Source organism: Streptomyces sp. NPDC031132 (genome assembly GCF_055570595.1).
The window spans coordinates 37,601-60,584 of the sequence record NZ_JBVIGX010000021.1 but is presented as its reverse complement, the minus strand read 5'-3'; the positions used below and the strand labels follow the sequence as shown (position 1 = coordinate 60,584).

The window sequence follows — 22,984 nt, the reverse complement described above, 5'->3', positions numbered from 1 at the left end:
CGGCCTCTGACCGAGGACCCGCCTCTGACCGAGGACCCGCCTCCGACCGAGGACCGGCCGCCGTACGAGCCCTGGCAAGCCCTCACGGGGCCCAGTACCGCCGGGGGGCTCAGGAGGCCGCGGACCGGGCGCCGTACGAGCTCCGGCAGGCCTTCCGGGGCCGGCCTAGCCGGGGGGCTCGGAGGGCGGGGCCTGTGCGAGGAGGCGGGTGAGCAGGCGGATCGCGCCGCGTTTGTGGAGGGGGTCGTTGCCGTTGCCGCACTTGGGGGACTGGATGCAGGAGGGGCAGCCCGCCTCGCACTCGCAGGCCGCGATCGCGTCGCGGGTCGCCGTCAGCCAGGCGCGGGCCGTGTGGAAGGCGCGCTCCGCGAAGCCGGCGCCGCCGGGGTGGCCGTCGTAGACGAACACGGTCGGGAGGAGGGTGTCGGGATGCAGCGGGACGGAGACCCCGCCGATGTCCCAGCGGTCGCAGGTGGCGAACAGCGGCAGCAGGCCGATGGAGGCGTGTTCGGCGGCGTGCAGGGCGCCGCCGAGGATCTCCGGGTTGATCCGGGCCTCGTCGAGCTGGTCCTCGGTCACGGTCCACCACACGGCCCGGGTGCGCAGGGTGCGGGGCGGCAGGTCCAGCTTGGCCTCGCCGAGAACCTCGCCGGTGATCAGTTTGCGGCGCAGGTACGAGACGACCTGGTTGGTCACCTCGACCGAGCCGAAGCAGAGCCGGGCCGGACCCCAGGGGATCTCGGTCTCGGTCTCCAGGACGGAGATGGAGGTGGTGTCGCGGGCGGTGGTGGAGAACGGCGGGCTGGACTCCTCGACCAACGCGACCGAATCCTCCAGGTCCAGGTGCTTCACGAGATAGGTGCGGCCCTGGTGGAGGTGGACGGCCCCGTCGTGGACGGCGGTGTGGGCGGCCGACTCGTCGACGGTGCCCAGCAGGCGCCCGGTGGCCGCCTCGACGATCTGCACCGGGCGGCCGCCCCCGCCCCGGATGTCGGTCAGGTCCGAGGCGCGCTCCCGGCGGGTCCAGTGCCAGCCCGTGGCCCGCCGGCGCAGCAGCTTCGCCGCCTCCAACTGCGGGATCAGCTCCCGGGCCGCCGGGCCGAACAGGGCGAGGTCGGCCTCCGTCAGCGGGATCTCGGCGGCGGCCGCGCACAGGTGCGGGGCCAGGACGTACGGGTTGTCCGGGTCGAGGACCGTGGCCTCCACCGGTTGGCGGAACAGGGCCTCCGGATGGTGGACCAGATACGTGTCCAGGGGGTCGTCCCGGGCGATCAGCACGGCCAGGGCGCCCTGCCCCGAGCGCCCGGCGCGGCCCGCCTGCTGCCACAGGGAGGCCCGGGTGCCCGGGTACCCGGTGATCAGGACGGCATCCAGGCCCGAGACGTCCACGCCCAGCTCCAGGGCCGTGGTGGCGGCCAGGCCGAGCAGCTCGCCGGAGTGCAGGGCCCGCTCCAGGGCCCGGCGCTCCTCGGGCAGGTAGCCGCCCCGGTAGGCCGCGACACGCCCGGGCAGCGACCGGTCCACCTCGGCGAGCCGCTCCTGGGCGATCACCGAGATCAGCTCCGCGCCACGCCGGGAGCGGACGAAGGCGACCGTACGGACCCCCTGGACGACCAGGTCGGTCAGCAGGTCGGCGGTCTCGGCCGTGGCGGTGCGGCGTACCGGGGCGCCCTTCTCGCCCCGCAGATCGGTCAGCGGCGGCTCCCACAGGGCGAAGACCACCTCGCCGCGCGGGGAGGCGTCGTCGGCGACCTCGGTGACCGGGATGCCGGTCAGCCGGGACGCCGCGGCCGCCGGGTCGCTCGCGGTGGCCGAGGCCAGCAGGAAGACCGGATCGGCGCCGTAGCGGGCGCACAGCCGCCGCAGCCGGCGCAGCACCTGGGCGACGTGGGAGCCGAATACGCCCCGGTAGGTGTGGCACTCGTCGATGACCACGTAGCGCAGGGAGCGCAGGAAGGAGGACCAGCGGGGATGGGCGGGCAGGATCCCCCGGTGGAGCATGTCGGGGTTGGTGAGGACGTAATTCGCGTACTGGCGCACCCATTCGCGTTCTTCGACCGGCGTGTCGCCGTCGTAGACCGCGGGCCGGACGGCGTTGCCCAGGGGCGCGGCCAGCGAGCGCACGGCGCGCCGCTGGTCGGCTGCCAGAGCCTTGGTCGGGGCCAGGTAGAGGGCGGTCGCACCCCGCCCGTTCGGCGCTTCCGCGCCGTCCGCGAGGGCGGACAGCACGGGCGCGAGGTACGCCAGCGACTTGCCCGAGGCGGTTCCGGTGGCGACGACCACCGACTCGCCGTCCAGGGCGTGCTCGGCCGCCGCGGCCTGGTGTTCCCACGGATGGTCGATCCCCGCGGCCTGAATTGCGGCTACGACATCCGTTCGGATGCGGTCGGGCCAGACTGCATGACGACCCTCCCGAGGGGGCAAGTGCTCCGTATGGGTGATGCGCGCAGCTCGAGAAGGCCCCCGTGAGAGGCGGTCCAGAACCGTGCCGGGGGTGGGTCGTGGGTCCTCGGGTGCCGTGGGCCGACCGGGACGGTGAGTATTGGCCATTGGAAGCGAGTGTGTCACCGGCGTGCGGGACAATGGTCCGAAGGCGTCGTGCGCGCCTGCCGGTAAGTGATTGAATGCCATCGCGGCAGCCAATCCCTCCCCTGCCTACGGGTGGGGAGGCCCCTGGGGGGCGCCGCTCGATAGCAAGGTGCTGGAGGATCCGTGGACCTGTCCCTGTCGACTCGCACTGTCGGCGACCGCACGGTCGTGGAGGTCGGTGGCGAGATTGATGTGTATACCGCGCCCAAGCTGCGCGAGCAGTTGGTCGAGTTGGTGAACGACGGCAGCTACCACCTGGTTGTCGACATGGAGCGAGTGGACTTCCTCGACTCCACCGGGCTTGGTGTGCTCGTGGGAGGTCTCAAGCGCGTTCGTGCGCACGAGGGCTCGCTGCGGCTGGTGTGCAATCAGGAGCGCATCCTGAAGATCTTCCGCATCACCGGTCTGACCAAGGTGTTCCCGATCCACACGACGGTGGAAGACGCCGTCGCCGCCACCGACTGACGGCTCACCGTCCGCGGCGCCGCAGGGCGCCGCGGAGGGAGCCGAACAGGAGCGGGGGCGCGGGCCGAAGCGGTCCGGGCCCCTGTAAGGCACGCCCGTAGTCCGAGGGGGACGCGCATGGCCATCGTTGAACTGCGCTTCAGCGCCCAGCCCGAACACGTCCGGACGGCCCGCCTGGTCGCGGCCGCCGTGGCACGGCGGGCCGGCGTGGACGAAGCCGTGCTCGACGAGGTCCGCCTCGCCGTGGGCGAAGCCTGCTCGCGCGCCGTCGGTCTGCATCTCAACAACGGGCTGACCGCGCCCGTCCGGGTGATCCTGACCGAGGAGGAGAAGCTGTTCTCCATCGAGGTCGGCGACGAGGTGCCCGGACCGGCCGGCGGCCCGACGGGCGCCGTGCCCGGCCTCGACGCGGCCCTGGACCCGGACACCGACACCGAGGACGAGATGGGTCTCGCGGTGATCAGCGGGCTCGTCGACGACGTCGAGGTGACGAGCGGGGAGTCGGGCGGGACCATCCGGATGAGCTGGCCGGTGTCCGGCGGCGCGTCCGATCTTCCGTAGCCCGGCCGTCCCGCGGCCCTCCGTCGCTCTGCGGTCCCGCAGACCGCAGCCGGTGCGGAGATTCTTCTGATCTTAATCAAGGCCCTGCTGAGCAGGGCCTTTTTTCATACCCCCAGGCATTTCCTAGATCAATGACCGGGCGTCAATGCCTTTGCCCCATTACCTCTTTCGGGGGTAATGGAGTGACGCGATCTATTGCTGAGGAGCGAGAGCAGGCCAATTCCGTTTCCCGCGCACTGTTTTGATCGGGAAGAGCTCCCTACAATCCGTCCACATCTTGAGCTCATCACGTCAAGGAGGACGAATGACGGGGCTCTTCACCCCCAACGCGCCGGTCGGAAACTCTGATCTGGCAGCCGCAGTACTCACCGATGACAATCGGCTCATCGTGATGGTGATCGCGGCCGTGGCACTTGCCGCACTCGTCGTGGCACAGATCCTGGTCCGCCAGGTCCTCGCCGCGGACGAGGGCACCGACAGCATGAAGAAAATCGCCGCAGCCGTCCAGGAAGGCGCCAACGCCTACCTCGGCCGGCAGCTGCGCACCCTCGGGATCTTCGCGGTCGTCGTGTTCTTCCTGCTCTTCCTGCTGCCCGCCGACGACTGGACCCAGCGGGCGGGACGTTCCGCCTTCTTCCTCGTGGGCGCCATCTTCTCGGCGGCCACCGGCTACATCGGCATGCGGCTGGCGGTGCGCGCCAACGTCCGCGTCGCCGCCGCCGCACGCGAGGCCACCCCCGCCGAGGGCGAGCCCGCAAAGGACCTCACCGACGTCGCCCACAAGGCCATGCGGATCGCCTTCCGCACCGGCGGCGTCGTCGGCATGTTCACCGTCGGCCTCGGCCTCCTCGGCGCTTCCTGCGTCGTCCTGGTCTACGCCGCCGACGCCCCCAAGGTCCTGGAGGGCTTCGGCCTCGGCGCCGCCCTGATCGCGATGTTCATGCGCGTCGGCGGCGGCATCTTCACCAAGGCCGCCGACGTCGGCGCCGACCTGGTCGGCAAGGTCGAGCAGGGCATTCCGGAGGACGACCCGCGCAATGCCGCGACCATCGCCGACAACGTGGGCGACAACGTCGGCGACTGCGCCGGTATGGCGGCCGACCTCTTCGAGTCCTACGCCGTCACCCTCGTGGCCGCGCTCATCCTCGGCAAGGCCGCCTTCGGCGACCTGGGTCTGGCCTTCCCGCTGATCGTCCCCGCGATCGGCGTCATCACCGCCATGATCGGCATCTTCGCGGTCTCCCCGCGCCGCGCCGACCGCAGCGGAATGACCGCCATCAACCGCGGCTTCTTCATCTCCGCGGTGATCTCGCTGGTGCTGGTCGCCGTCGCCGTCTTCGTGTACCTGCCGGCGAGCTACAAGGACCTGGTCGGCGTCGAGGACGCCTCGATCACCAGCCACTCCGGTGACCCGCGCATCCTGGCCCTCGTCGCCGTCGCCATCGGCATCGTGCTCGCGGCCCTGATCCAGCAGCTGACCGGGTACTTCACCGAGACCAACCGCCGTCCCGTCCGGGACATCGGCAAGTCCTCCCTGACCGGCGCGGCCACCGTCGTCCTCGCCGGCATCTCCGTCGGCCTGGAGTCCGCCGTCTACACGGCGCTGCTCATCGGCCTCGGCGTGTACGGGGCGTTCCTGCTCGGCGGTACGTCGATCATGCTGGCGCTCTTCGCGGTGGCCCTGGCCGGCACCGGCCTGCTCACCACCGTCGGCGTCATCGTCGCCATGGACACCTTCGGGCCCGTCTCCGACAACGCCCAGGGCATCGCCGAGATGTCCGGCGACGTCGAGGGCGCCGGTGCGCAGGTCCTGACCGACCTGGACGCCGTCGGCAACACCACCAAGGCCATCACCAAGGGCATCGCGATCGCCACCGCCGTGCTCGCCGCGGCCGCGCTGTTCGGCTCGTACAACGACGCCATCGCCAATGCCGTCAAGCAGGTCGGAGCCAAGGCCGGGGAGATGAACCTCAGCCTGGACATCGCCCAGCCCAACAACCTGGTCGGCCTGATCCTGGGCGCGGCGGTCGTGTTCCTGTTCTCCGGCCTCGCCATCAACGCCGTCTCCCGCTCCGCGGGCGCCGTCGTCTACGAGGTGCGCCGCCAGTTCCGCGAGCACCCCGGGATCATGGACTACACCGAGAAGCCCGAGTACGGGCGCGTCGTGGACATCTGCACCAAGGACGCGCTGCGCGAACTCGCCACGCCCGGCCTGCTCGCCGTCCTCACCCCGATCGCCGTCGGGTTCTCGCTCGGCGTCGGCGCGCTCGGCTCGTTCCTCGCGGGCGCCATCGGCACCGGCACCCTCATGGCCGTCTTCCTCGCCAACTCCGGTGGCGCGTGGGACAACGCCAAGAAGCTCGTCGAGGACGGCCACCACGGCGGCAAGGGCAGCGAGGCCCACGCCGCGACCGTCATCGGCGACACCGTCGGCGACCCGTTCAAGGACACCGCGGGCCCCGCGATCAACCCGTTGCTCAAGGTCATGAACCTGGTGGCGCTGCTGATCGCCCCTGCGGTCGTGCAGTTCAGCTACGGCGCCGACACGAGCGCGACCGTGCGCGCGATCGTCGCCGTCGTCGCCATCGCCGTCATCATCGGCGCGGTGTACATCTCCAAGCGCCGCGGCATCGCCGTCGGCGACGAGGGCGACGGCTCGGCACCCGCCGAGCGGGTGGCCCAGCAGGCCGATCCCGCGGTGGTCTCCTGACCCGACGGGTGATCCGGGGGGCGACCCCCGGAGCAGCCGGAGGGCCGACCGGCCCGAGGACTCGAAGGTACGCCCGAACGGCGGACAGGCGGCGCGGACTGACGCGCCGTCTGTCCGCCTTTCTGCGTGCCCGGATGGCGGGCGTGTATCTTCCGGGCCGAGAGCCTTCGAAGGGACCAATCCGGTGAACAAGAAGTTTGCGGCCGCAGTGTCCGGCGGTGCGGTACTGATGCTCGTGCTGTCCGGCTGCGGCGGCGATGAGACGGACGACAAGGCCAACGCCTGGGCCAAGAAGGTTTGCGACAAGTGGCAGCCCGAGCTGAAGAAGATCGAGACCGCCAACACCGACATCAAGCGCGTGGCCACCCAGAGCAGCAAGCCCGACGAGGTGAAGACGACCGACTCGGCGGCGTTCGGGACGATGTCCGAGTCGTACAAGGCGATGGGTACCGCCCTGCAGGCGGCGGGAGTTCCGCCGGTCAAGGACGGCCAGACGACCCAGGCCACGGCCATCAAGGGCTTCGAGGACTCGTCCAAGGGCTACGCCGACCTGAAGGCGAAGATGGACAGCCTGGACCCGCAGGACCAGACCAAGTTCGCCGCAGGACTCAAGGAGGTGGCCGGTGGACTCGACGCGGCCACCCAGGGTGGCAAGGACGCGCTCAGCACGCTCAAGTCCGGTGGCCTGGACAACGCGATGAACAGCCAGAAGGGCTGCCAGGTCGCGGCGCCGACGCCGTCGCCGGCGAAGTGAGGTAGCAGGCTAGGACGGGCAGTACGCAGGCCAGGACGGGCAGTACGCAGGCCAGGGTGGGCAGTACGCAGGCCAGGGCGGCCGGGTTCGAGGAACCCGGCCGCCCTGCTCCGTGCCGGGCCACCGGCCGCGCGGGGCACGCATCTGCGGCGCCAGCCGACACAATGGACCGGTGAGTACCACCAGCCTTCCCTCGCCCGACCGCGCCGCCGAGCTCCGCACGGCCCTGCTCGCCGCCGGTTTCACCGCCGACGGCCTGCTCGACCTGCTCGGCGCCCCCGCCTACGCCGCGCTGGCCCGCAGTGAGACGGTCCCCGCCCTGCGCGCCACCCGCGGCAGCGGCGAGGGCGCGCTCGCGAGCCTGGTCCGGCTGTTCCTGCTCCAGCAGCCGGAGCCGTACGTGCACGCCGCCGAGGCGCTGCCCGTCGAAGCCGCCCTGGCCGACGGCTGGCTGCGCCGGGAGGGCGACGAGGTGCACGCCACCGTCGACGTGCGCCCGTACGGCGGCCCCGACGGCGAGGACTGGTTCATCGTCTCCGACCTCGGCTGCGCCGTCGGCGGGGCCGGCGGGATCGGAAGCCGCGAGGAGGGTGTGGTCCTCGGCGTCGGCGGGGCCTCCACCACCCTGGCCGGGATCACCGTCCGCACCCCGGTCGCCACCGCCCTCGACCTCGGCACCGGATCCGGCATCCAGGCGCTGCACGCCGCCCAGCACGCCACCCGGGTCACCGCCACCGACGTCAACCCCCGGGCCCTGGAGTTCACCCGGCTGACCCTGGCGCTGTCCGGGGCCCAGGAAGCCGAGCTGCTCCTCGGGTCGCTGTTCGCCCCGGTCGGCGACGCCACGTACGACCTGATCGTGTCGAATCCGCCGTTCGTGATCTCCCCCGGCGCGCGGCTGACGTACCGCGACGGCGGGATGGGCGGCGACGACCTGTGCCGCACCCTCGTCCAGGAGGCCGGGGCGCACCTCAACCCGGGCGGGTACGCGCAGTTCCTCGGCAACTGGCAGCACGTGGAGGGCGAGGACTGGCACGACCGGGTCCGCGCCTGGGTGCCGCGCGGCTGCGACGCGTGGATCGTGCAGCGTGATGTGCAGGACGTCACGCAGTACGCGGAGCTGTGGCTGCGCGACGCGGGCGACCACCGCACCGACCCCGCCGAGTACGCGCGCCGGTACGAGGACTGGCTGGACGAGTTCGAGGCCCGCAAGACCAAGGCCGTCGGCTTCGGCTGGATCACGCTGCGCCGCAGCGACGCGGCGGAGCCGTCGATCGTGGTCGAGGAGTGGCCGCACTCGGTGGAGCAGCCGCTCGGCGACGCCGTGGTGGCCCACTTCGCCCGGCAGGACTACCTGCGGGACCACGACGACGCGGCCCTGCTGGAGGCCCGCTTCGTCCTGGCGGAGGAGATCGTCCAGGAGCAGGTCGGCGCGCCCGGCGCGGAGGACCCCGAGCACGTGGTGCTGCGGCAGAACCGCGGGATGCGGCGCGCGACCAAGGTCGACACGGTCGGCGCGGGCTTCGCCGGAGTGTGCGACGGCTCACTCACGGCGGGCCGGATCCTGGACGCGATCGCACACCTGGTGCAGGAGGATCCCGTCGTCCTGCGGGACCGGACTCCGGGGTCGATCCGGATGCTGGTCGAGCAGGGATTCCTGGAGCCGGCGGACGGCTGACCGGCCTCCCGGCGGCGCGGCCGCGGCCCGTCGCCGGCGGTGGCCCGGCCGTGGCCGGATCCCTGATGTAACCAGGGGTTCGCGCGCCGTTTACCGCCGGCTGGCAGGCTCCCGTGCAGGGGGACGGCCAGGGGCCTGAGGGGGCGGTCCGGGGAGATCCGTAGGAGACCGCGAAGGTGCTCGGAGGGTAAGGGGGGAACGGCATGGAGGGCGGTCCGGCGGTCTTCGCGGCGACCGTGTTCCTGCTGTTCGGGGCGGCTCTGCTGGGCTGGACGGGGGCGCGTGCCCTGCGCCGCGCGCCGGTGGCCGAAGGTGTGCGCCCCGCCGTCGCCGTACCGCTGGCGCTGCTCGTGTCCGGGGTGTCCTTGGCGCTCGGCCTCTGGTGTCTCGCGCGGCTCTGATCACCGGCCGCGTGACGGACTGATCCCTGCTGATGACCGGCTGATCACCGGCGCGCCGACGGGCCCGGATCCTCTTCGGAAACAGGACGTCAGGCGGGGTGCGAGGGCGGGGCCAGACGGCCCCCTGGCCACTCGGCCCGGTGATCGCGACGGGTCCGGCGCGGTATCCGGGCGGCAGAAATGGCACTTGTCGGGTTACCGTTCGAGTGGCCGTTGCGGGCTTCTGCCGTTTGACACGGGGGCGGGTTGTACCGTCACACTCCGCAGCGTCGCCGTACCGCGACCGAGTGCCGACCGGAGAGAAGAGCCAAGTTGTCCCCGACTAGCGAGACCGCAAAGGGCGGCCGCCGACTCGTCATCGTCGAGTCCCCAGCCAAGGCGAAGACGATCAAGGGCTACCTCGGCCCCGGATACGTCGTCGAGGCGAGCGTCGGGCACATCCGCGACCTCCCCAGCGGCGCGGCCGAGGTTCCCGACAAGTACACGGGCGAGGTCCGCCGCCTCGGTGTGGACGTCGAGCACGACTTCGCGCCGATCTACGTGGTCAACGCGGACAAGAAGGCCCAGGTCAGGAAGCTCAAGGAGCTGCTGGCCGAGTCCGACGAACTCTTCCTCGCCACCGATGAGGACCGCGAGGGCGAAGCCATCGCGTGGCACCTGCAGGAAGTCCTCAAGCCCAAGGTCCCCGTCCACCGGATGGTCTTCCACGAGATCACCAAGGACGCGATCCGCGACGCCGTCGCCAACCCGCGCGAGCTGAACCAGCGCATGGTCGACGCCCAGGAGACCCGCCGCATCCTCGACCGCCTCTACGGCTACGAGGTCTCGCCGGTCCTGTGGAAGAAGGTCATGCCGAAGCTGTCGGCGGGCCGCGTGCAGTCGGTGGCCACCCGCCTCGTCGTCGAGCGGGAGCGCGAGCGCATCGCCTTCCGCTCCGCCGAGTACTGGGACCTGACCGGAACCTTCTCCACCGGGCGGGCCGGTGACGCCTCCGACCCGTCGACGCTGGTCGCCCGCCTGAACACGGTGGACGGCAAGCGCGTCGCGCAGGGCCGCGACTTCGGTTCGAACGGGCAGCTCAAGAGCGAGGTACTGCACCTCGACGAGGCCAATGCCCGGGCGCTGGCCGCCGCGCTGGCGGACACCTCGTTCGCGGTCCGGTCGGTCGAGTCCAAGCCGTACCGCCGCTCCCCGTACGCCCCGTTCCGTACGACGACGCTCCAGCAGGAGGCCTCGCGCAAGCTCGGCTTCGGTGCGAAGGCGACGATGCAGGTGGCGCAGAAGCTGTACGAGAACGGCTTCATCACCTACATGCGTACGGACTCCACCACGCTCTCCGACACCGCGGTGTCGGCGGCGCGGGCGCAGGTCACGCAGCTCTACGGGGCCGACTACCTGCCGGAGAAGCCGCGCGTCTACGCCGGCAAGGTCAAGAACGCGCAGGAGGCGCACGAGGCGATCCGCCCCTCGGGTGATCGTTTCCGCACCCCGGCCGAGACGGGCCTGACCGGCGACCAGTTCCGCCTGTACGAGCTGATCTGGAAGCGGACCGTCGCCTCCCAGATGAAGGACGCGGTCGGCAACTCGGTCACCGTCAAGATCGGCGGACGGGCGTCGGACGGCCGGGACGCCGAGTTCACCGCGTCCGGCAAGACGATCACCTTCCACGGGTTCATGAAGGCGTACGTCGAGGGCGCGGACGATCCGAACGCCGAGCTCGACGACCGCGAGAAGCGGCTCCCGCAGGTCGCGGAGGGCGACGCGCTGTCGGCCGAAGAGATCACGGCGGACGGCCACTCCACCAAGCCGCCGGCGCGCTACACCGAGGCCTCGCTGGTCAAGGAGCTCGAGGAGCGGGAGATCGGCCGCCCGTCGACGTACGCGTCGATCATCGGCACGATCCTGGACCGCGGGTACGTCTTCAAGAAGGGCACGGCGCTCGTGCCGTCCTTCCTGTCGTTCGCCGTGGTGAACCTGCTCGAGACGCACTTCGGCCGGCTCGTCGACTACGACTTCACGGCCAAGATGGAGGACGACCTCGACCGCATCGCGCGGGGCGAGGCCCAGTCCGTGCCGTGGCTGAAGCGGTTCTACTTCGGCTCGGAGGACGCGACCGAGGTCGTGCCGGCCGACGGGGACCACCTCGGCGGCCTGAAGGAGCTGGTCACGGACCTCGGCGCGATCGACGCCCGGGAGATCTCCTCCTTCCCGGTCGGCGAGGGCATCGTGCTGCGCGTGGGCCGCTACGGGCCGTACGTCGAGCGCGGCGAGAAGGACGCGGAGGGCCACCAGCGGGCCGACGTGCCGGACGACCTCGCGCCGGACGAGCTGACGGTCGGGTACGCGGAGGAGCTGTTCGCGAAGCCGAGCGGCGAGTTCGAGCTGGGCAAGGACCCGGTGAGCGGGAACGAGATCGTCGCGAAGGACGGCCGCTACGGGCCGTACGTGACGGAGATCCTCCCCGAGGGCACCCCGAAGACCGGCAAGAACGCGGTGAAGCCGCGGACGGCGTCGCTGTTCAAGTCGATGAGCCTGGACACGGTTACGCTCGACGAGGCGCTGAAGCTGATGTCGCTGCCGCGCGTGGTGGGCGCGGACGCGGAGGGCGTGGAGATCACGGCCCAGAACGGCCGCTACGGCCCGTACCTGAAGAAGGGCACGGACTCGCGGTCGCTGGAGACCGAGGACCAGCTGTTCTCGATCACGCTGGACGAGGCCCTCGCCATCTACGCGCAGCCGAAGCAGCGCGGGCGGGCGGCGGCCAAGCCGCCGCTGAAGGAGCTGGGCACCGACCCGGTCAGCGAGAAGCCGGTCGTCGTCAAGGACGGCCGCTTCGGGCCGTACGTGACGGACGGCGAGACGAACGCGACGCTGCGGCGGGACGACGACGTCGAGACGATCACGCCGGAGCGGGGCTACGAGCTGCTCGCTGAGAAGCGGGCGAAGGGCCCGGCGAAGAAGACGGCGAAGAAGGCCCCGGCCAAGAAGGCGCCGGCGAAGAAGGCCACGGCGACGAAGACGGCTGCGGCGAAGAAGACGACGACGGCGAAGAAGGCCGTCGCGAAGAAGACGGTGGCCAAGAAGACGGCGACGAAGAAGACGGCCGCGGCCGCCCCCGCCCCGTCGGACGACTAGCCTCCGGCCACGAACGGACAGGGCCCGCGCCCAAGGCGCGGGCCCTGTCCGCGTTTCAGCCCCGCCGGCGTTTGAGGCGCGGGTCGGGGCCCTGGGGTCGGGCAGCGGGGTGGTGGGGAGAAGACCCGCAACCCGCACGGCTGGTCAGGGCCGTGGGACTGGGGCCGGGGTCACACCCGATGGTTGTCCACAGGGCTCCGCACCCGCCAAGCGCAGCGGATAGGCTGGGCGGATGACGCGAGCCGAGCAGCCAACGGTCGTGACCGCCCCCGCGAACCCCACCTACGACGAAGCCCTCGCCGCGGATTCCCGCGAGCGCGCGGTGCGCGCACTGCTGCGCACCCCCAGGCTGCGCCGGCTGTGGAGCGCCCAGCTGGTGAGCGGCATCGGCGATGCCCTCGCCCTGCTGGTGCTGGTGCTGCTGGCCTTCCAGGCGGCGGTCTCCGAGGAGACCTTCGGCAGCGGCTACCAGGGCTGGGCCCTCGTCGTCGCCGCCGTCTTCGGGGTCCGGATCCTCGCCACGCTGCTCTTCGGCGCCGTACTGCTCGGCCCGCTGGCCAAGCTCCTCGCGCCGAAGGAGGCCGGCGGCAAGCTCGACCGCCGCTGGACGATGGTCGGCGCCGACGGGGTCAGGCTCGGCCTGTTCGTCGTCGCCCCGCTCTGGCTCGACTGGATCCCGGCCCACGCGCTGACCGCGGTGCTGGCCACCGTCTTCGTCTCCGGCGTCGCCGAGCGGCTGTGGACCCTGGCCAAGGACAGTGCGGCTCCCGCCCTGCTGCCCTCGCCGCCGCCGGAGGGGGCGACCGTACGCCCGCTGCCGGACCACCTCGACGCGCTGCGCCGGCTGACCCTGCGGACGTCCTTCGCCGCGATGCCGGTCGCCGCCGCCGTGCTGCTCGCCGCGACCCTCGTCGGCAAGGTCCTCGGCCTCGGCGTGGACTGGTTCGCCGAGAACCAGGCCGCCCTCGGCTCGTACGTGGCCTCCGGCCTGTTCGCGGCGTCCGTCTCGCTGCTGCTCCCGCTGGTGCTGCCCGCGGCGAAGACCCCGCGTCCGCGTTCCCCGCTGGAGGGGCTGCGGGCCCCCAAGGCGGGGGACCGCCCGGAGAAGGGCCGCACGGGGGCTATCCCCCTGCTCGTCCTGGCCAGTGCCGCCGTCGCGGGAGCCGTGTCCAGTGCCGCCGCCGTGGCCGTCCTGCACGCCTTCGACCTGGGCGGCGGCCCCGCCACCTTCGCCCTGCTCGTCCTCGCCCTGCTCGGCGGTACCGCCGTCGGCATCCGCGCCACCCAGGCCGGCAAGGTGCTGCCCGCCCTCTCCCGGCGCCGACTGCTGGCCCTGGCCATCGCGGTGGCCGGGGTCGCGCTGCTGCTGACCGGGCTGGTCCCGGACACGGCGACCGTGCTGTTCCTGTCGCTGCTCGCCGGCACCGCCGCGGGCGTGGCCGCCAACACCGGGCACACCCTGCTCGACCAGGAGACCGAGGAGTTCCGCCGGGCCCGCGTCACCGAGCACCTGCAGGCCGTCGTGCGGGTGGCCGTGGGCGTCGGCGCCGTCCTCGCCCCGGTCCTGGCCGCGGCGATCGGCCCGCACCGACTGGCCGCCGGGGACGTCGTCTTCGCGCACGGCGGGGCCGCGTTCACCCTGATGCTGGTCGGCGCCCTGCTGCTGCCCGTCGGCGTGGTGGTGCTCGCCAAGGCCGACGACCGCAGCGGCGTACCGCTGCGCCGCGACCTGCGCGAGGCGCTGCGCGGCGGGGAGCCGGTGCAGGCCGCGTCCGACGCCGGGTTCTTCATCGCCCTGGAGGGCGGCGACGGCGCCGGCAAGTCCACCCAGGTCGAGGCGCTGGCCGACTGGATACGGGGCAAGGGCCACGAGGTCGTCGTGACCCGCGAGCCGGGGGCCACCCCGGTCGGCAAGCGGCTCCGCTCGATCCTGCTCGACGTCTCCTCGGCCGGGCTGTCGCACCGCGCCGAGGCGCTGCTGTACGCCGCCGACCGCGCGGAGCACGTGGACACCGTCGTCCGGCCCGCCCTGGAGCGCGGCGCGGTCGTCATCTCCGACCGCTACATCGACTCCTCGGTGGCCTACCAGGGCGCCGGTCGCGACCTGTCCCCGACCGAGATCGCCCGGATCTCGCGCTGGGCCACCGACGGGCTCGTACCCCACCTGACGGTGCTGCTCGACGTGTCGCCGGAGGCGGCGCGCGAGCGGTTCACGGAGGCCCCGGACCGGCTGGAGTCGGAGCCCGCCGAGTTCCACCAGCGGGTGCGGGCCGGCTTCCTGACGCTGGCCGCGTCCGACCCCGGGCGCTACCTGGTGGTCGACGCCGGCCAGGACCCGGAGTCCGTGACCACCGTCGTACGCCACCGTCTGGACCGGATGCTTCCGCTCTCGGAGGCCGAGGTGGCCGCCCAGGCCGAGGCCCGGCGCAAGGCCGAGGAGGACGCCCGGCGCAGGGCCGAGGAAGAGGCGGCGCGCAAGGCGGAGGAAGAGCGGCTGCGGGCCGAGGAGGAGGCCCGGCTGAAGGCCGAGGCCGAAGCCGCCCGGATCAAGGCCGAGGCCGAGGCCGCCCGCAGGGCGGAGGAGGAGCGGCTGCGCGCCGAGGAGGAGGCCCGCGCCCGGGCCGAGGCCGAGCGGCTGCGCGTGGAGGCCGAGGAGAAGGCCCGCGCGGCGGAGCGGGAGCGGCTGCGCAGGCAGGCGGAGGAAGAGGCCCGGCTGCGTGCCGAGGCCGAGGAGCGGCGGCTGGAGAAGCAGCGGCGGGCCGAGGAGGCCCTGCTCAGGGCCGAGGAGGCGCGCCGGCTGGCGGAGGCCTCGGCGGCCGCGGCGGCAGCGCAGGCCGCGGCGGCAGCCGCTTCGGCGGCGGCTTCGGCCCCTGCCGTGGCTCCGGCACCTGCGCCTTCCCCGGCACCGGCACCTGCGCCTTCCCCGGCACCGACCCCCACTCCCGAGGCGCGCGCCCCCAAGGTGGCGATGACCAAGGAGCCGCTCCCGGACGACGCGGTGACGGTGGAGACCCCGCTGGTCAAGCGGGTCGTCCAGCCGGACGACGTGACCCAGACGGTCCCCGTGCCGAAGGTCGACCCGGCGGCGGAGACCTCGGTGCTGCCCGCCGTCCCGCCGGCCGGCCAGGCCGACGAGACGGCGGTCCTGCCGCCCGTACGCCCGTCGTCCCGTACGAGCCCGCAGGCCGGTCAGGCTTCGGCCGGCCAGGCCCGCTCCGCCACGCGGCCGACGGCCCGGCGTCCGGAGGAGAGCCCGGCCGACCGGGTGCCGCCGGGCATCTTCCGGGACTCGGGCGACGACGTGACCCGCGAGCTCCCGCTGCTCGGCGACGACGGCGGCCCGAGTGCGCAGGGCCGGCAGAGTCAGCCGCCGCGGCCGAGCCGGCCGCGGCCCGCCTGGGCCGAGGAGACCCCGCTGGACGATCTGCCGACCCTGGCGGACGAGCTGCTGGGCCCGCGCCGGGACGACGAGGACGAAGAGGGCGGTCCGCGCCGCCGCCGCTGACGGGGGTTGTCAGTGGCGCACGCCACACTGGGGGCGGGCACAGCACGAGCGGTACGGACGGCCAAGGGAAGACGGCCGGTGAAAGGCGGTGGGCGGGATGCCCGTATGGGACGACCTGGTAGGACAGGAGCGGGTGCAGTCGCAGCTGGCCGCCGCCGCCCGTGACGCCGACGCCCTGGTCACCGCCGTCGGGGCCGGGACGCCGCCGCCCGCCGCATCCAAGATGACCCACGCCTGGCTGTTCACCGGGCCGCCCGGCTCCGGTCGGGCCACCGCCGCCCGTTCCTTCGCGGCCGCCCTGCAGTGCACCAGCCCCGACCGCGCCCTCGGGGGCGAGCCGGGCTGCGGGTTCTGCGACGGCTGCCACACCACCGTGGTCGGCACCCACGCCGATGTGGAGATCGTCCGTACCGACCTGCTGTCCATCGGTGTGAAGGAGACCCGCGAGCTGGTCCGCCGGGCGCAGCTCTCCCCGGCCGTGGGCCGCTGGCAGGTCATCGTCCTCGAGGATGCCGACCGGCTGACCGAGGGCGCGGGCAACGTGCTCCTCAAGGCCGTGGAGGAGCCCGCTCCGCGGACCGTCTGGCTGCTGTGCGCGCCTTCCCTCGAGGATGTGCTGCCCACCATCCGCTCCCGCTGCCGCCACCTGACCCTCCGTACGCCGCCCGTCTCCGCCGTCGCCGATGTGCTGGTCCGGCGCGACGGCATCGAGCCCGCCGTCGCCGCGGCCGCGGCGCGCGCGACCCAGGGCCACATCGGCCGGGCCCGCCGGCTCGCGCAGGACGAGGCCGCCCGGGCCCGCCGGGCCGCCGTGCTGAAGCTCCCGCTCCGCATCGACGACGTGGGCGGCTGCCTCAAGGCCGCCCAGGAGCTGGTCGACGCCGCCGCCGAGGACGCCAAGCAGGTCGCGGAAGAGGTGGACACCAAGGAGACCGAGGAGCTGAGGGCCGCGCTCGGCGCCGGGGCCGGCACCGGCGGCCGGATGCCACGCGGCACGGCGGGCGTGATGAAGGAGCTCGAGGACCGGCAGAAGCGCCGCCGCACCCGTACCCAGCGCGACACGCTCGACCTGGCGCTGACGGACCTCACCGGCTTCTACCGGGACGTCCTGGCCCTCCAGCTCGGCTCTTCGCTGGCGATCGCGAACGAGGAGATACGGCCCGACCTGGACCGGATCGCCCGCGCGTCCGGACCGGAGCGCACCCTGCGCCGGATCGAGGCGATCATCGCCTGCCGCGATGCCCTGGACCGCAACGTGGCCCCGCTCCTCGCAGTCGAGGCGATGACGATGTCCCTCCGCGCGGGCTGAGCCGCCTCGGACCGGGGCGGCCTCGCCTTCAACCGCCGTTGACCGTTTCACCCGTATGAGCGATCTGCCGAGGTGGGGCCGGGTACTGCGGGATCAGGGCGGGGCTGCGGTGCGCCGCCGGGCGGCGGGCGGCCGGTCGGCGCGAGCGCGCCCGGGCCGGGTCGCCCGCCAGCACGTAGGCTCCGAGGATGGACACCAGTCGCCTGCTGCGTACCACCGGAACCGTGATCGCAGCTGCCGGGCTGCTGCTCTCCGGGTGCACCTCGGACGGGTCGGGAGGGCCGAAGGCCGCCGCGTCCTCGGCCGGGGGCACTGCGCCGTCGCCCGCTTCGACCGCGGTCTCGGCCGCGCTGCGCCCGTACTACGAGCAGAAGCTGAGCTGGCGCGACTGCGGTGTCCCCGGGTTCCAGTGCGCCACGATGAAGGCCCCGCTGGACTACGCGCACCCCGAGTCCGGCCAGGACGTCGACATCGCCGTGGCCCGCCGCCAGGCCACCGGACCCGGCAAGCGGCTGGGCTCGCTCGTGGTCAACCCGGGCGGACCCGGCGGCTCCGGCATCGGCTACCTCCAGGCGTACGCGGGCATCGGGTACCCGGCACCGGTCCGCGCCCAGTACGACATGGTGTCCTTCGACCCGCGCGGGGTGGACCGCAGCAGCCCGGTCCAGTGCCTGACCGGGCCGGAGATGGACAAGTTCACGCAGGTGGACCAGACGCCGGACGACGCGGCGGAGCGGGCCGAGCTGGTGGCCGCGTTCAAGGAGTTCGCGGCCGGCTGCCAGACCCGCTCGCAGCGGGTCCTGCCGCACGTCTCCACCGTCGAGGCGGCCCGCGACATGGACGTGCTGCGGGCGGTGCTGGGTGACGAGAAGCTGACGTACGTCGGCGCTTCGTACGGCACGTTCCTCGGGGCGACGTACGCGGAGCTCTTCCCCGGCAGGGTCGGCCGGCTCGTCCTGGACGGCGCGATGGACCCCTCCCGTCCGGCGCTCGAAATGAACCGGGACCAGACCGGGGGCTTCGAGACGGCCCTGCGCTCGTTCATCAAGGACTGCGCGAAGCAGCCCGACTGCCCGCTCGGCAAGGGCGGGCCGGATGCGATGGCGGAGCAGCTCCAGGAGTTCTTCCGCAAGGCCGACGCCCAGCCCGTGCCGAGCGGCGATCCGGACCGCCCGCTCGGCGAGTCGCTCGCCACGACCGGGGTGATCGCGGCGCTGTACGACGAGAGCGCGTGGCCGCAGCTGCGCGAGGCGCTGACGGCGGCGATGAACGGCGACGGGTCGGGCCTCCTCGGCCTCGCCGACAGCTATTACGAGCGGGAGCCGGACGGCAAGTACGCGAACCTGATGTTCGCGAACGCCGCGGTGAACTGCCTCGACCAGCCCCCCGCCTTCAGCGGCCCGGAGGCCGTCGACACGGCTGTGCCCTCGTTCCAGAAGGCCTCCCCGGTGTTCGGCGCGGGCCTCGCCTGGGCCTCGCTGAACTGCGCGTACTGGCCGGTCAAGGCCACGGGCGAGGCTCGTGCCCTGACGGCGAAGGGCGCCCCGCCGATCGTGGTGGTCGGCACGGTCCGGGACCCGGCGACCCCGTACAAGTGGGCCCGGTCGCTGGCGCAGCAGCTCGACTCGGGCGTCCTGCTCACGTACGACGGCGACGGGCACACGGCGTACGGCCGCGGCAGCGCCTGCATCGACACGGCGATCAACAAGTACCTGCTGGCGGGCACTCCGCCGACGGACGGCAAGAAGTGCACCTGACACCCGGCCCCGGCTGATCGCCCCGGCGGCCCGGGCCTCGGGCGAGTCAGACCTCGCCGATTGATCCCATATGCCCCACACATCCCACCCCTCCACAACGTGGTTCGGGGCACCCCGTTTCAGCCTGTAGACTTGGCGCCGCTGCTGATGAGAGCTCCTCTCCGAGGGAACACTTGTCTGACCAGCGGTGCCGCCTTAGCTCAGTTGGCCAGAGCAACGCACTCGTAATGCGTAGGTCTCGGGTTCGAATCCCGAAGGCGGCTCTGTAGAAGCCCCAGGACTCACTCGCCGTGACCTGGGGCTTTTGCTTGCCCCGGCGCAGGTGGCCGGTGGTGCGTCTCAGGTCGGCGCGGCTCCTTGCGGTGGGGGATCGCCGGGCCCTGCGGGCGGGGCCGCCGATACCGCCGAGGGAGTGTGACCTGGGGCTTCGGGGGCCCGGAAACGCCCCGGTCGCTCGGGGGGCGGGGCGGGGCTAGGTTGGGAAGGCTGGACCTGGGCGACGCGTGGCAGGAGGCCGGGATGTCGACACGGTTGCGCAAAGTGGCGGTGGGGATGGCCGCAGTGGGCCTGGTGGCGGTGCCTCTGGGGGTGGGGGCGGGGTACGCCCTCGATACGTCGGCAGCCTCCAGTGCCTCGGCTCCGGTCGCGGTGGCCCCCAGCGGCCCGGCTTCCGCCCCGGTTGCCGCCGACGGGGAGTTTCCGCAGCTCACGCCTGCCGTGGCACGGCAGTTGGACGACGCCGTCCGGAAGGTGATGAGCGAGGCGAAGATACCCGGGGTGATGGTCTCGCTCTCGGCCCCCGGCAAGGGCGAGTACGTGCGGGCCTTCGGTGTCGCCGACAAGGCCACCGGTCAGTCGATCAGCACGAACATGTACATGCGCATCGGCAGCGTGACCAAGACCTTCACCGTGACCGCCCTGCTCCAGCTGGTCGACCAGGGCAAGGTCGGACTGGACGACCCCATCGGCAAGTACGTGAGCGGGGTGCCCAACGGGGACCGGATCACGCTGCGCGAGCTCGCCGGGATGCGGAGCGGGTTGTTCAACTACTCCGAGGACGAAGGTTTCTTCAAGGCCCTGACGAGCCATCCCCGACGGCCTTTCACCCCGCAGGAGTTGCTCGCGTACTCCTTCAAGCACCCGGTGCTGTTCGAGCCCAACGCGAAGTTCTACTACTGCAACACCAACCTGATCCTGCTGGGGCTGGTCGTGGAGAAGCAGAGCGGGCAGAAGCTCAACGACTACATCAACCAGAAGGTCGTCCGCCCCGCCGGTCTGCGGCACACGCTCTTCCCCGTCGGCGCGGAGTTCCCGAGTCCGCACTCCCAGGGGTACACGGACCAGACCGCCACCGGGAAGGTCGAGGACGCGGCCGACTGGAACCCCTCCTGGGGCTGGGCGGCCGGCGCCATGATCTCCGATCTCGGTGACCTGAAGACCTGGGCGAGGGTCCTGGCCACGGGCACGCTGCTGAAGCCCGCCACCCAGGCCGAGCGCCTGAACGTCGTCGAGGCGCTGCCCGGCACCGGCTACGGCCTGGGCATCTTCAACGTCCAGGGGTGGATAGGCCACAACGGCTCGCTGCCCGGCTACCAGGCGCTGGTCGTGTACCTGCCGCAGGCGAAGGCCACGCTGACGCTGACGCTGAACACGGACATCTCCTACGAGGGTTCCGAGCCCAGCACCCTCTTCGGCGAGGCGATCACCAAGATCGTCACCCCGGACCACGTCTTCAGCCTGCCTGCGCAGCCCGTTACCGGACACTGAGTGCATGGATGATGTGAATGTGGTGGTGCGCGTCGCCGACGAAGGCGATGTCGACGTCGCGGGCGCGCTGTTCGGCGGGTACCTCGACTTCTACGAGGTGAAGGTCGAGGACCCGGACCGGCCGCGGGCCTTCCTCGCGGAGCGGATCCGGGCCGGTGAGTCCCTGGTGCTGCTCGCCGACGTGCCGGAGACCGGCACCGTCGGGTTCGCGCAGGTCTACCGGACCTTCTCGTCGCTCGCCCTGCGGCCCGTGTGGATCCTGAGCGACCTGTACGTCGACCCGTCCGGCCGCCGCACCGGCGCCGGGCGGGCGCTGCTGCGCGACGTACTGCGCCGGGCGCGGGAGGCCGGGGTGGCCGGGGTGCAGCTCGAGACGGCGTACGACAACCACGTCGCGCAGAGCCTCTACGAGGCGGAGGGTTTTGAACGCGACGCGTTCCACGTCTACTTCCACGGACTGGAGTGAAACCTTCCGGCACCGCCGTCGCGTCATCGGGGTGAGACCGACGCGAGGGGGAGCGGATGCGGGAGGGACGCCGGGACGGGTTCCGTGAGTTCGCGGCGGGCCGGTCAGGGCATCTGTACCAGTCGGCCTGCCTGCTGACCTGCGGGGACACCCACCTCGCGGAGGACCTGGTGCAGGAGACCCTGGGGCGGATGTACCTGCTCTGGGGGCGGATCTCCCGTATCGACAACCCGGCGGCATACGCGCAGACCGTGCTCGTACGGGCCTTCCTGACGCACCAGCCGCGCAGATCCGCGGGGGAGCGCCCGGCCGGGGCGCTCCCCGGGTCGGGGGCGCCGGCGGCAGGCGTTGCCGATCCGGCGCTGCAGCTCACGCTGCTGGAGGCGCTGGGGCGGCTGGAGCCCAAGGACCGGGCGGTGCTCGTGCTGCGGTATTGGGAGGACCGCAGCGTGGAGGAGACCGCCGACGCGATGAACGCCAGTTCGGCGGCGGTGCGGACCCGCACCACGCGGGCGCTGGGCCGGCTGCGGGAGCAACTGGGTGGGTCGCTCAGCGAGTTCGTCGGCCGCCCCTGAACCCCGCATCGCCACCTCGATCGTCTTTTTCCCTGCTACTCGGTGGAAGGTCTGGCTCCGTATGCCCCTTGAAGATGTGCTCGGCGAAGCCCTGCGGCGTACGGGGGACGGCTTCACGCCCGACCCGCACGCGCTCGTCGCCGCCGGTGAACGGCACGGGCGGCGGCTGGCGGCCCGCCGCAGGGCCGTCGTGGTCGGCGGATCGGCGGTGGCCCTGGCGGTGATAGCCGCCGGCAGCGCCTACGCCGGCGGCCTCTTCGACGCCGCGGGCGGCTCCGGCGCGACCGTCGCCGCGCCGCCGGCGGTCCCGACGGAGCCGCCGGCGGCGAAGGAGAAGACCGGCGGCGGCGCCGTCTCCGCCGATCAGCTGATCGGCGTGTTCAGGCAACTGCTGCCCGGTGGCACGGTGTCCGGGGGCAAGGCGCGGGGTACGGGCGAGACGGCCTACCCGAGGGTCTCCGGGCTCTACGACGACGGGGAGGGGCCGGCGGCCCTCGGCGTCGCCCTCGCGCGGGTCGACCCGAAGGGGCAGATGGCCGCCGAGTCGGTGACCTGCCCCGACAAGAACGTCCTGGACTTCGACGGCTGCACCGCCGAGACGCTCGCGGACGGCTCGAAGCTCATGGTCTTCCAGGGGTACGAGTACCCCGACCGTCGGGTGTCCACGAAGGTGTGGCGGGCCACGCTGGTGACCCCGCAGGGCTACCAGGTGGACGTACAGGAGTGGAACGCCACGGCAGAGAAGGGCCAGCCCGTCTCACGGGACAACCCGCCGCTGACCCCGAAAGGGTTGAAGGAGTTCGCGACCTCGCCGCTGTGGAAACCGGCGCTGAGCGACCTGCCGGCCGCCGAGCCCCGTGCCGCTGCCGCGTCGGCGGCCGAGGGGCCGGGCGCCGCCGCGGTGCTGGAGTCCCTGCTGCCGAAGACCGGGACCAAGGTCCGCAGCAAGGGCGGCGAGGGAGACCACGGCCATGTCGTGCTCGACGACGGCAAGGGCAAGTCGCTCGTCCAGGTCGACGTGCAGGCGGACATGGGTGACTTGCTCAAGCGCCACTTCGCGTCCGGTGCCGTCACCCTGCCCGACGGCACGAGGGTGAAGTCCGAGCAGAAGAACGGTGAGAAGGGCGGCGCGAACGTCGTCTGGTGGACCGTCGACACGCTGCGGCCGGACGGCCGGCGCGTGGTGGTCTCCGCGTTCAACACCGGCAACCAGAACGAGCCCGCGACCCGGGACAAGCCGATCCTGACGATGGAGCAGCTGAAGCAGATCGCGCTCGACCCGAAGTGGTTCGCCTGATCATCCGGACCATCT

General features: G+C 72.5%; 16 protein-coding genes and 1 tRNA gene. 15 read left to right on the top strand and 2 right to left on the bottom strand.

Annotated elements, in window-relative coordinates; translation table 11 throughout:
• Positions 1-165: 165 nt before the first annotated feature.
• Positions 166-2,631 (bottom strand): DEAD/DEAH box helicase, encoded by a 2,466-nt coding sequence (locus tag ACZ49B_RS26605; RefSeq protein ID WP_468310593.1) that lies wholly within the window; start codon positions 2,629-2,631, stop codon positions 166-168.
• An 81-nt stretch (positions 2,632-2,712) separates the two neighbouring features.
• On the opposite strand from ACZ49B_RS26605, the gene bldG reads away from it, so the two are divergent.
• From bldG to ACZ49B_RS26560, 9 genes are all read left to right on the top strand, one after another.
• A complete protein-coding gene (gene bldG, locus ACZ49B_RS26600) occupies positions 2,713-3,054 on the top strand; it encodes an anti-sigma factor antagonist BldG (RefSeq protein ID WP_030152678.1) in 342 nt (113 codons plus the stop codon).
• Positions 3,055-3,171: 117 nt separating this feature from the next.
• Entirely contained in the window at positions 3,172-3,615 is a 444-nt protein-coding gene (locus ACZ49B_RS26595; protein ID WP_468310590.1) for an ATP-binding protein, read from the top strand.
• A gap of 304 nt (positions 3,616-3,919) precedes the next feature.
• Positions 3,920-6,325 (top strand): sodium-translocating pyrophosphatase, encoded by a 2,406-nt coding sequence (locus tag ACZ49B_RS26590; protein WP_468310588.1) that lies wholly within the window; start codon positions 3,920-3,922, stop codon positions 6,323-6,325.
• A 184-nt stretch (positions 6,326-6,509) separates the two neighbouring features.
• Complete coding sequence (locus ACZ49B_RS26585) at positions 6,510-7,079, top strand: small secreted protein (protein ID WP_468310585.1); 570 nt, start codon at positions 6,510-6,512, stop codon at positions 7,077-7,079.
• A 172-nt stretch (positions 7,080-7,251) separates the two neighbouring features.
• On the top strand, positions 7,252-8,757 hold the full coding sequence (locus tag ACZ49B_RS26580; protein WP_468310582.1) for a DUF7059 domain-containing protein: 1,506 nt from the start codon (positions 7,252-7,254) through the stop codon (positions 8,755-8,757).
• A 203-nt stretch (positions 8,758-8,960) separates the two neighbouring features.
• The gene (locus tag ACZ49B_RS26575) at positions 8,961-9,158 is read left to right on the top strand and encodes a hypothetical protein (protein WP_468310579.1); all 198 of its coding nucleotides are present in this window, start codon (positions 8,961-8,963) and stop codon (positions 9,156-9,158) included.
• Positions 9,159-9,470: 312 nt separating this feature from the next.
• Positions 9,471-12,293 (top strand): type I DNA topoisomerase, encoded by a 2,823-nt coding sequence (gene topA, locus ACZ49B_RS26570; RefSeq protein ID WP_468310576.1) that lies wholly within the window; start codon positions 9,471-9,473, stop codon positions 12,291-12,293.
• A gap of 232 nt (positions 12,294-12,525) precedes the next feature.
• Positions 12,526-15,798 (top strand): dTMP kinase, encoded by a 3,273-nt coding sequence (tmk, locus tag ACZ49B_RS26565; protein WP_468310574.1) that lies wholly within the window; start codon positions 12,526-12,528, stop codon positions 15,796-15,798.
• Positions 15,799-15,895: 97 nt separating this feature from the next.
• The gene (locus ACZ49B_RS26560; RefSeq protein ID WP_468310572.1) at positions 15,896-17,107 is read left to right on the top strand and encodes a DNA polymerase III subunit delta'; all 1,212 of its coding nucleotides are present in this window, start codon (positions 15,896-15,898) and stop codon (positions 17,105-17,107) included.
• A gap of 28 nt (positions 17,108-17,135) precedes the next feature.
• Here the strand turns inward: ACZ49B_RS26560 and ACZ49B_RS26555 are convergent, their stop codons facing one another.
• Positions 17,136-17,303, bottom strand: a complete 168-nt coding sequence (locus ACZ49B_RS26555) for a hypothetical protein (protein WP_468310569.1) — start codon at positions 17,301-17,303, stop codon at positions 17,136-17,138.
• Here ACZ49B_RS26555 and ACZ49B_RS26550 point away from each other — a divergent pair.
• From ACZ49B_RS26550 to ACZ49B_RS26525, 6 genes are all read left to right on the top strand, one after another.
• Complete coding sequence (locus ACZ49B_RS26550; RefSeq protein ID WP_468310566.1) at positions 17,296-18,864, top strand: alpha/beta hydrolase; 1,569 nt, start codon at positions 17,296-17,298, stop codon at positions 18,862-18,864. The genes ACZ49B_RS26555 and ACZ49B_RS26550 overlap by 8 nt on opposite strands.
• 189 nt (positions 18,865-19,053) lie before the next feature.
• Positions 19,054-19,127: transfer RNA gene (locus tag ACZ49B_RS26545), tRNA-Thr, on the top strand.
• A 256-nt stretch (positions 19,128-19,383) separates the two neighbouring features.
• Entirely contained in the window at positions 19,384-20,631 is a 1,248-nt protein-coding gene (locus tag ACZ49B_RS26540; RefSeq protein ID WP_468310563.1) for a serine hydrolase domain-containing protein, read from the top strand.
• Between the two features lie 4 nt (positions 20,632-20,635).
• Positions 20,636-21,097 (top strand): GNAT family N-acetyltransferase, encoded by a 462-nt coding sequence (locus ACZ49B_RS26535; protein WP_468310561.1) that lies wholly within the window; start codon positions 20,636-20,638, stop codon positions 21,095-21,097.
• Positions 21,098-21,153: 56 nt separating this feature from the next.
• Entirely contained in the window at positions 21,154-21,672 is a 519-nt protein-coding gene (locus tag ACZ49B_RS26530; protein ID WP_468310558.1) for a SigE family RNA polymerase sigma factor, read from the top strand.
• Positions 21,673-21,733: 61 nt separating this feature from the next.
• Positions 21,734-22,969 carry a hypothetical protein gene (locus ACZ49B_RS26525; protein WP_468310556.1) on the top strand — a complete coding sequence of 412 codons (1,236 nt, stop codon included), beginning with the start codon at positions 21,734-21,736 and terminating at the stop codon, positions 22,967-22,969.
• Positions 22,970-22,984: the final 15 nt, after the last annotated feature.

Excerpts from the sequence above, each read along its gene's own strand:
- ACZ49B_RS26530 (WP_468310558.1), top strand. The coding sequence starts at position 21,154 with ATGCGGGAGGGACGCCGGGACGGGTTCCGTGAGTTCGCGGCGGGCCGG.
- ACZ49B_RS26525 (WP_468310556.1), top strand. The coding sequence starts at position 21,734 with ATGCCCCTTGAAGATGTGCTCGGCGAAGCCCTGCGGCGTACGGGGGAC.
- ACZ49B_RS26605 (WP_468310593.1), bottom strand. The coding sequence starts at position 2,631 with ATGGCATTCAATCACTTACCGGCAGGCGCGCACGACGCCTTCGGACCA.
- ACZ49B_RS26575 (WP_468310579.1), top strand. The coding sequence starts at position 8,961 with ATGGAGGGCGGTCCGGCGGTCTTCGCGGCGACCGTGTTCCTGCTGTTC.
- ACZ49B_RS26590 (WP_468310588.1), top strand. The coding sequence starts at position 3,920 with ATGACGGGGCTCTTCACCCCCAACGCGCCGGTCGGAAACTCTGATCTG.
- ACZ49B_RS26560 (WP_468310572.1), top strand. The coding sequence starts at position 15,896 with ATGCCCGTATGGGACGACCTGGTAGGACAGGAGCGGGTGCAGTCGCAG.
- ACZ49B_RS26540 (WP_468310563.1), top strand. The coding sequence starts at position 19,384 with ATGTCGACACGGTTGCGCAAAGTGGCGGTGGGGATGGCCGCAGTGGGC.
- tmk (WP_468310574.1), top strand. The coding sequence starts at position 12,526 with ATGACGCGAGCCGAGCAGCCAACGGTCGTGACCGCCCCCGCGAACCCC.
- ACZ49B_RS26550 (WP_468310566.1), top strand. The coding sequence starts at position 17,296 with ATGGACACCAGTCGCCTGCTGCGTACCACCGGAACCGTGATCGCAGCT.
- ACZ49B_RS26595 (WP_468310590.1), top strand. The coding sequence starts at position 3,172 with ATGGCCATCGTTGAACTGCGCTTCAGCGCCCAGCCCGAACACGTCCGG.
- ACZ49B_RS26535 (WP_468310561.1), top strand. The coding sequence starts at position 20,636 with ATGGATGATGTGAATGTGGTGGTGCGCGTCGCCGACGAAGGCGATGTC.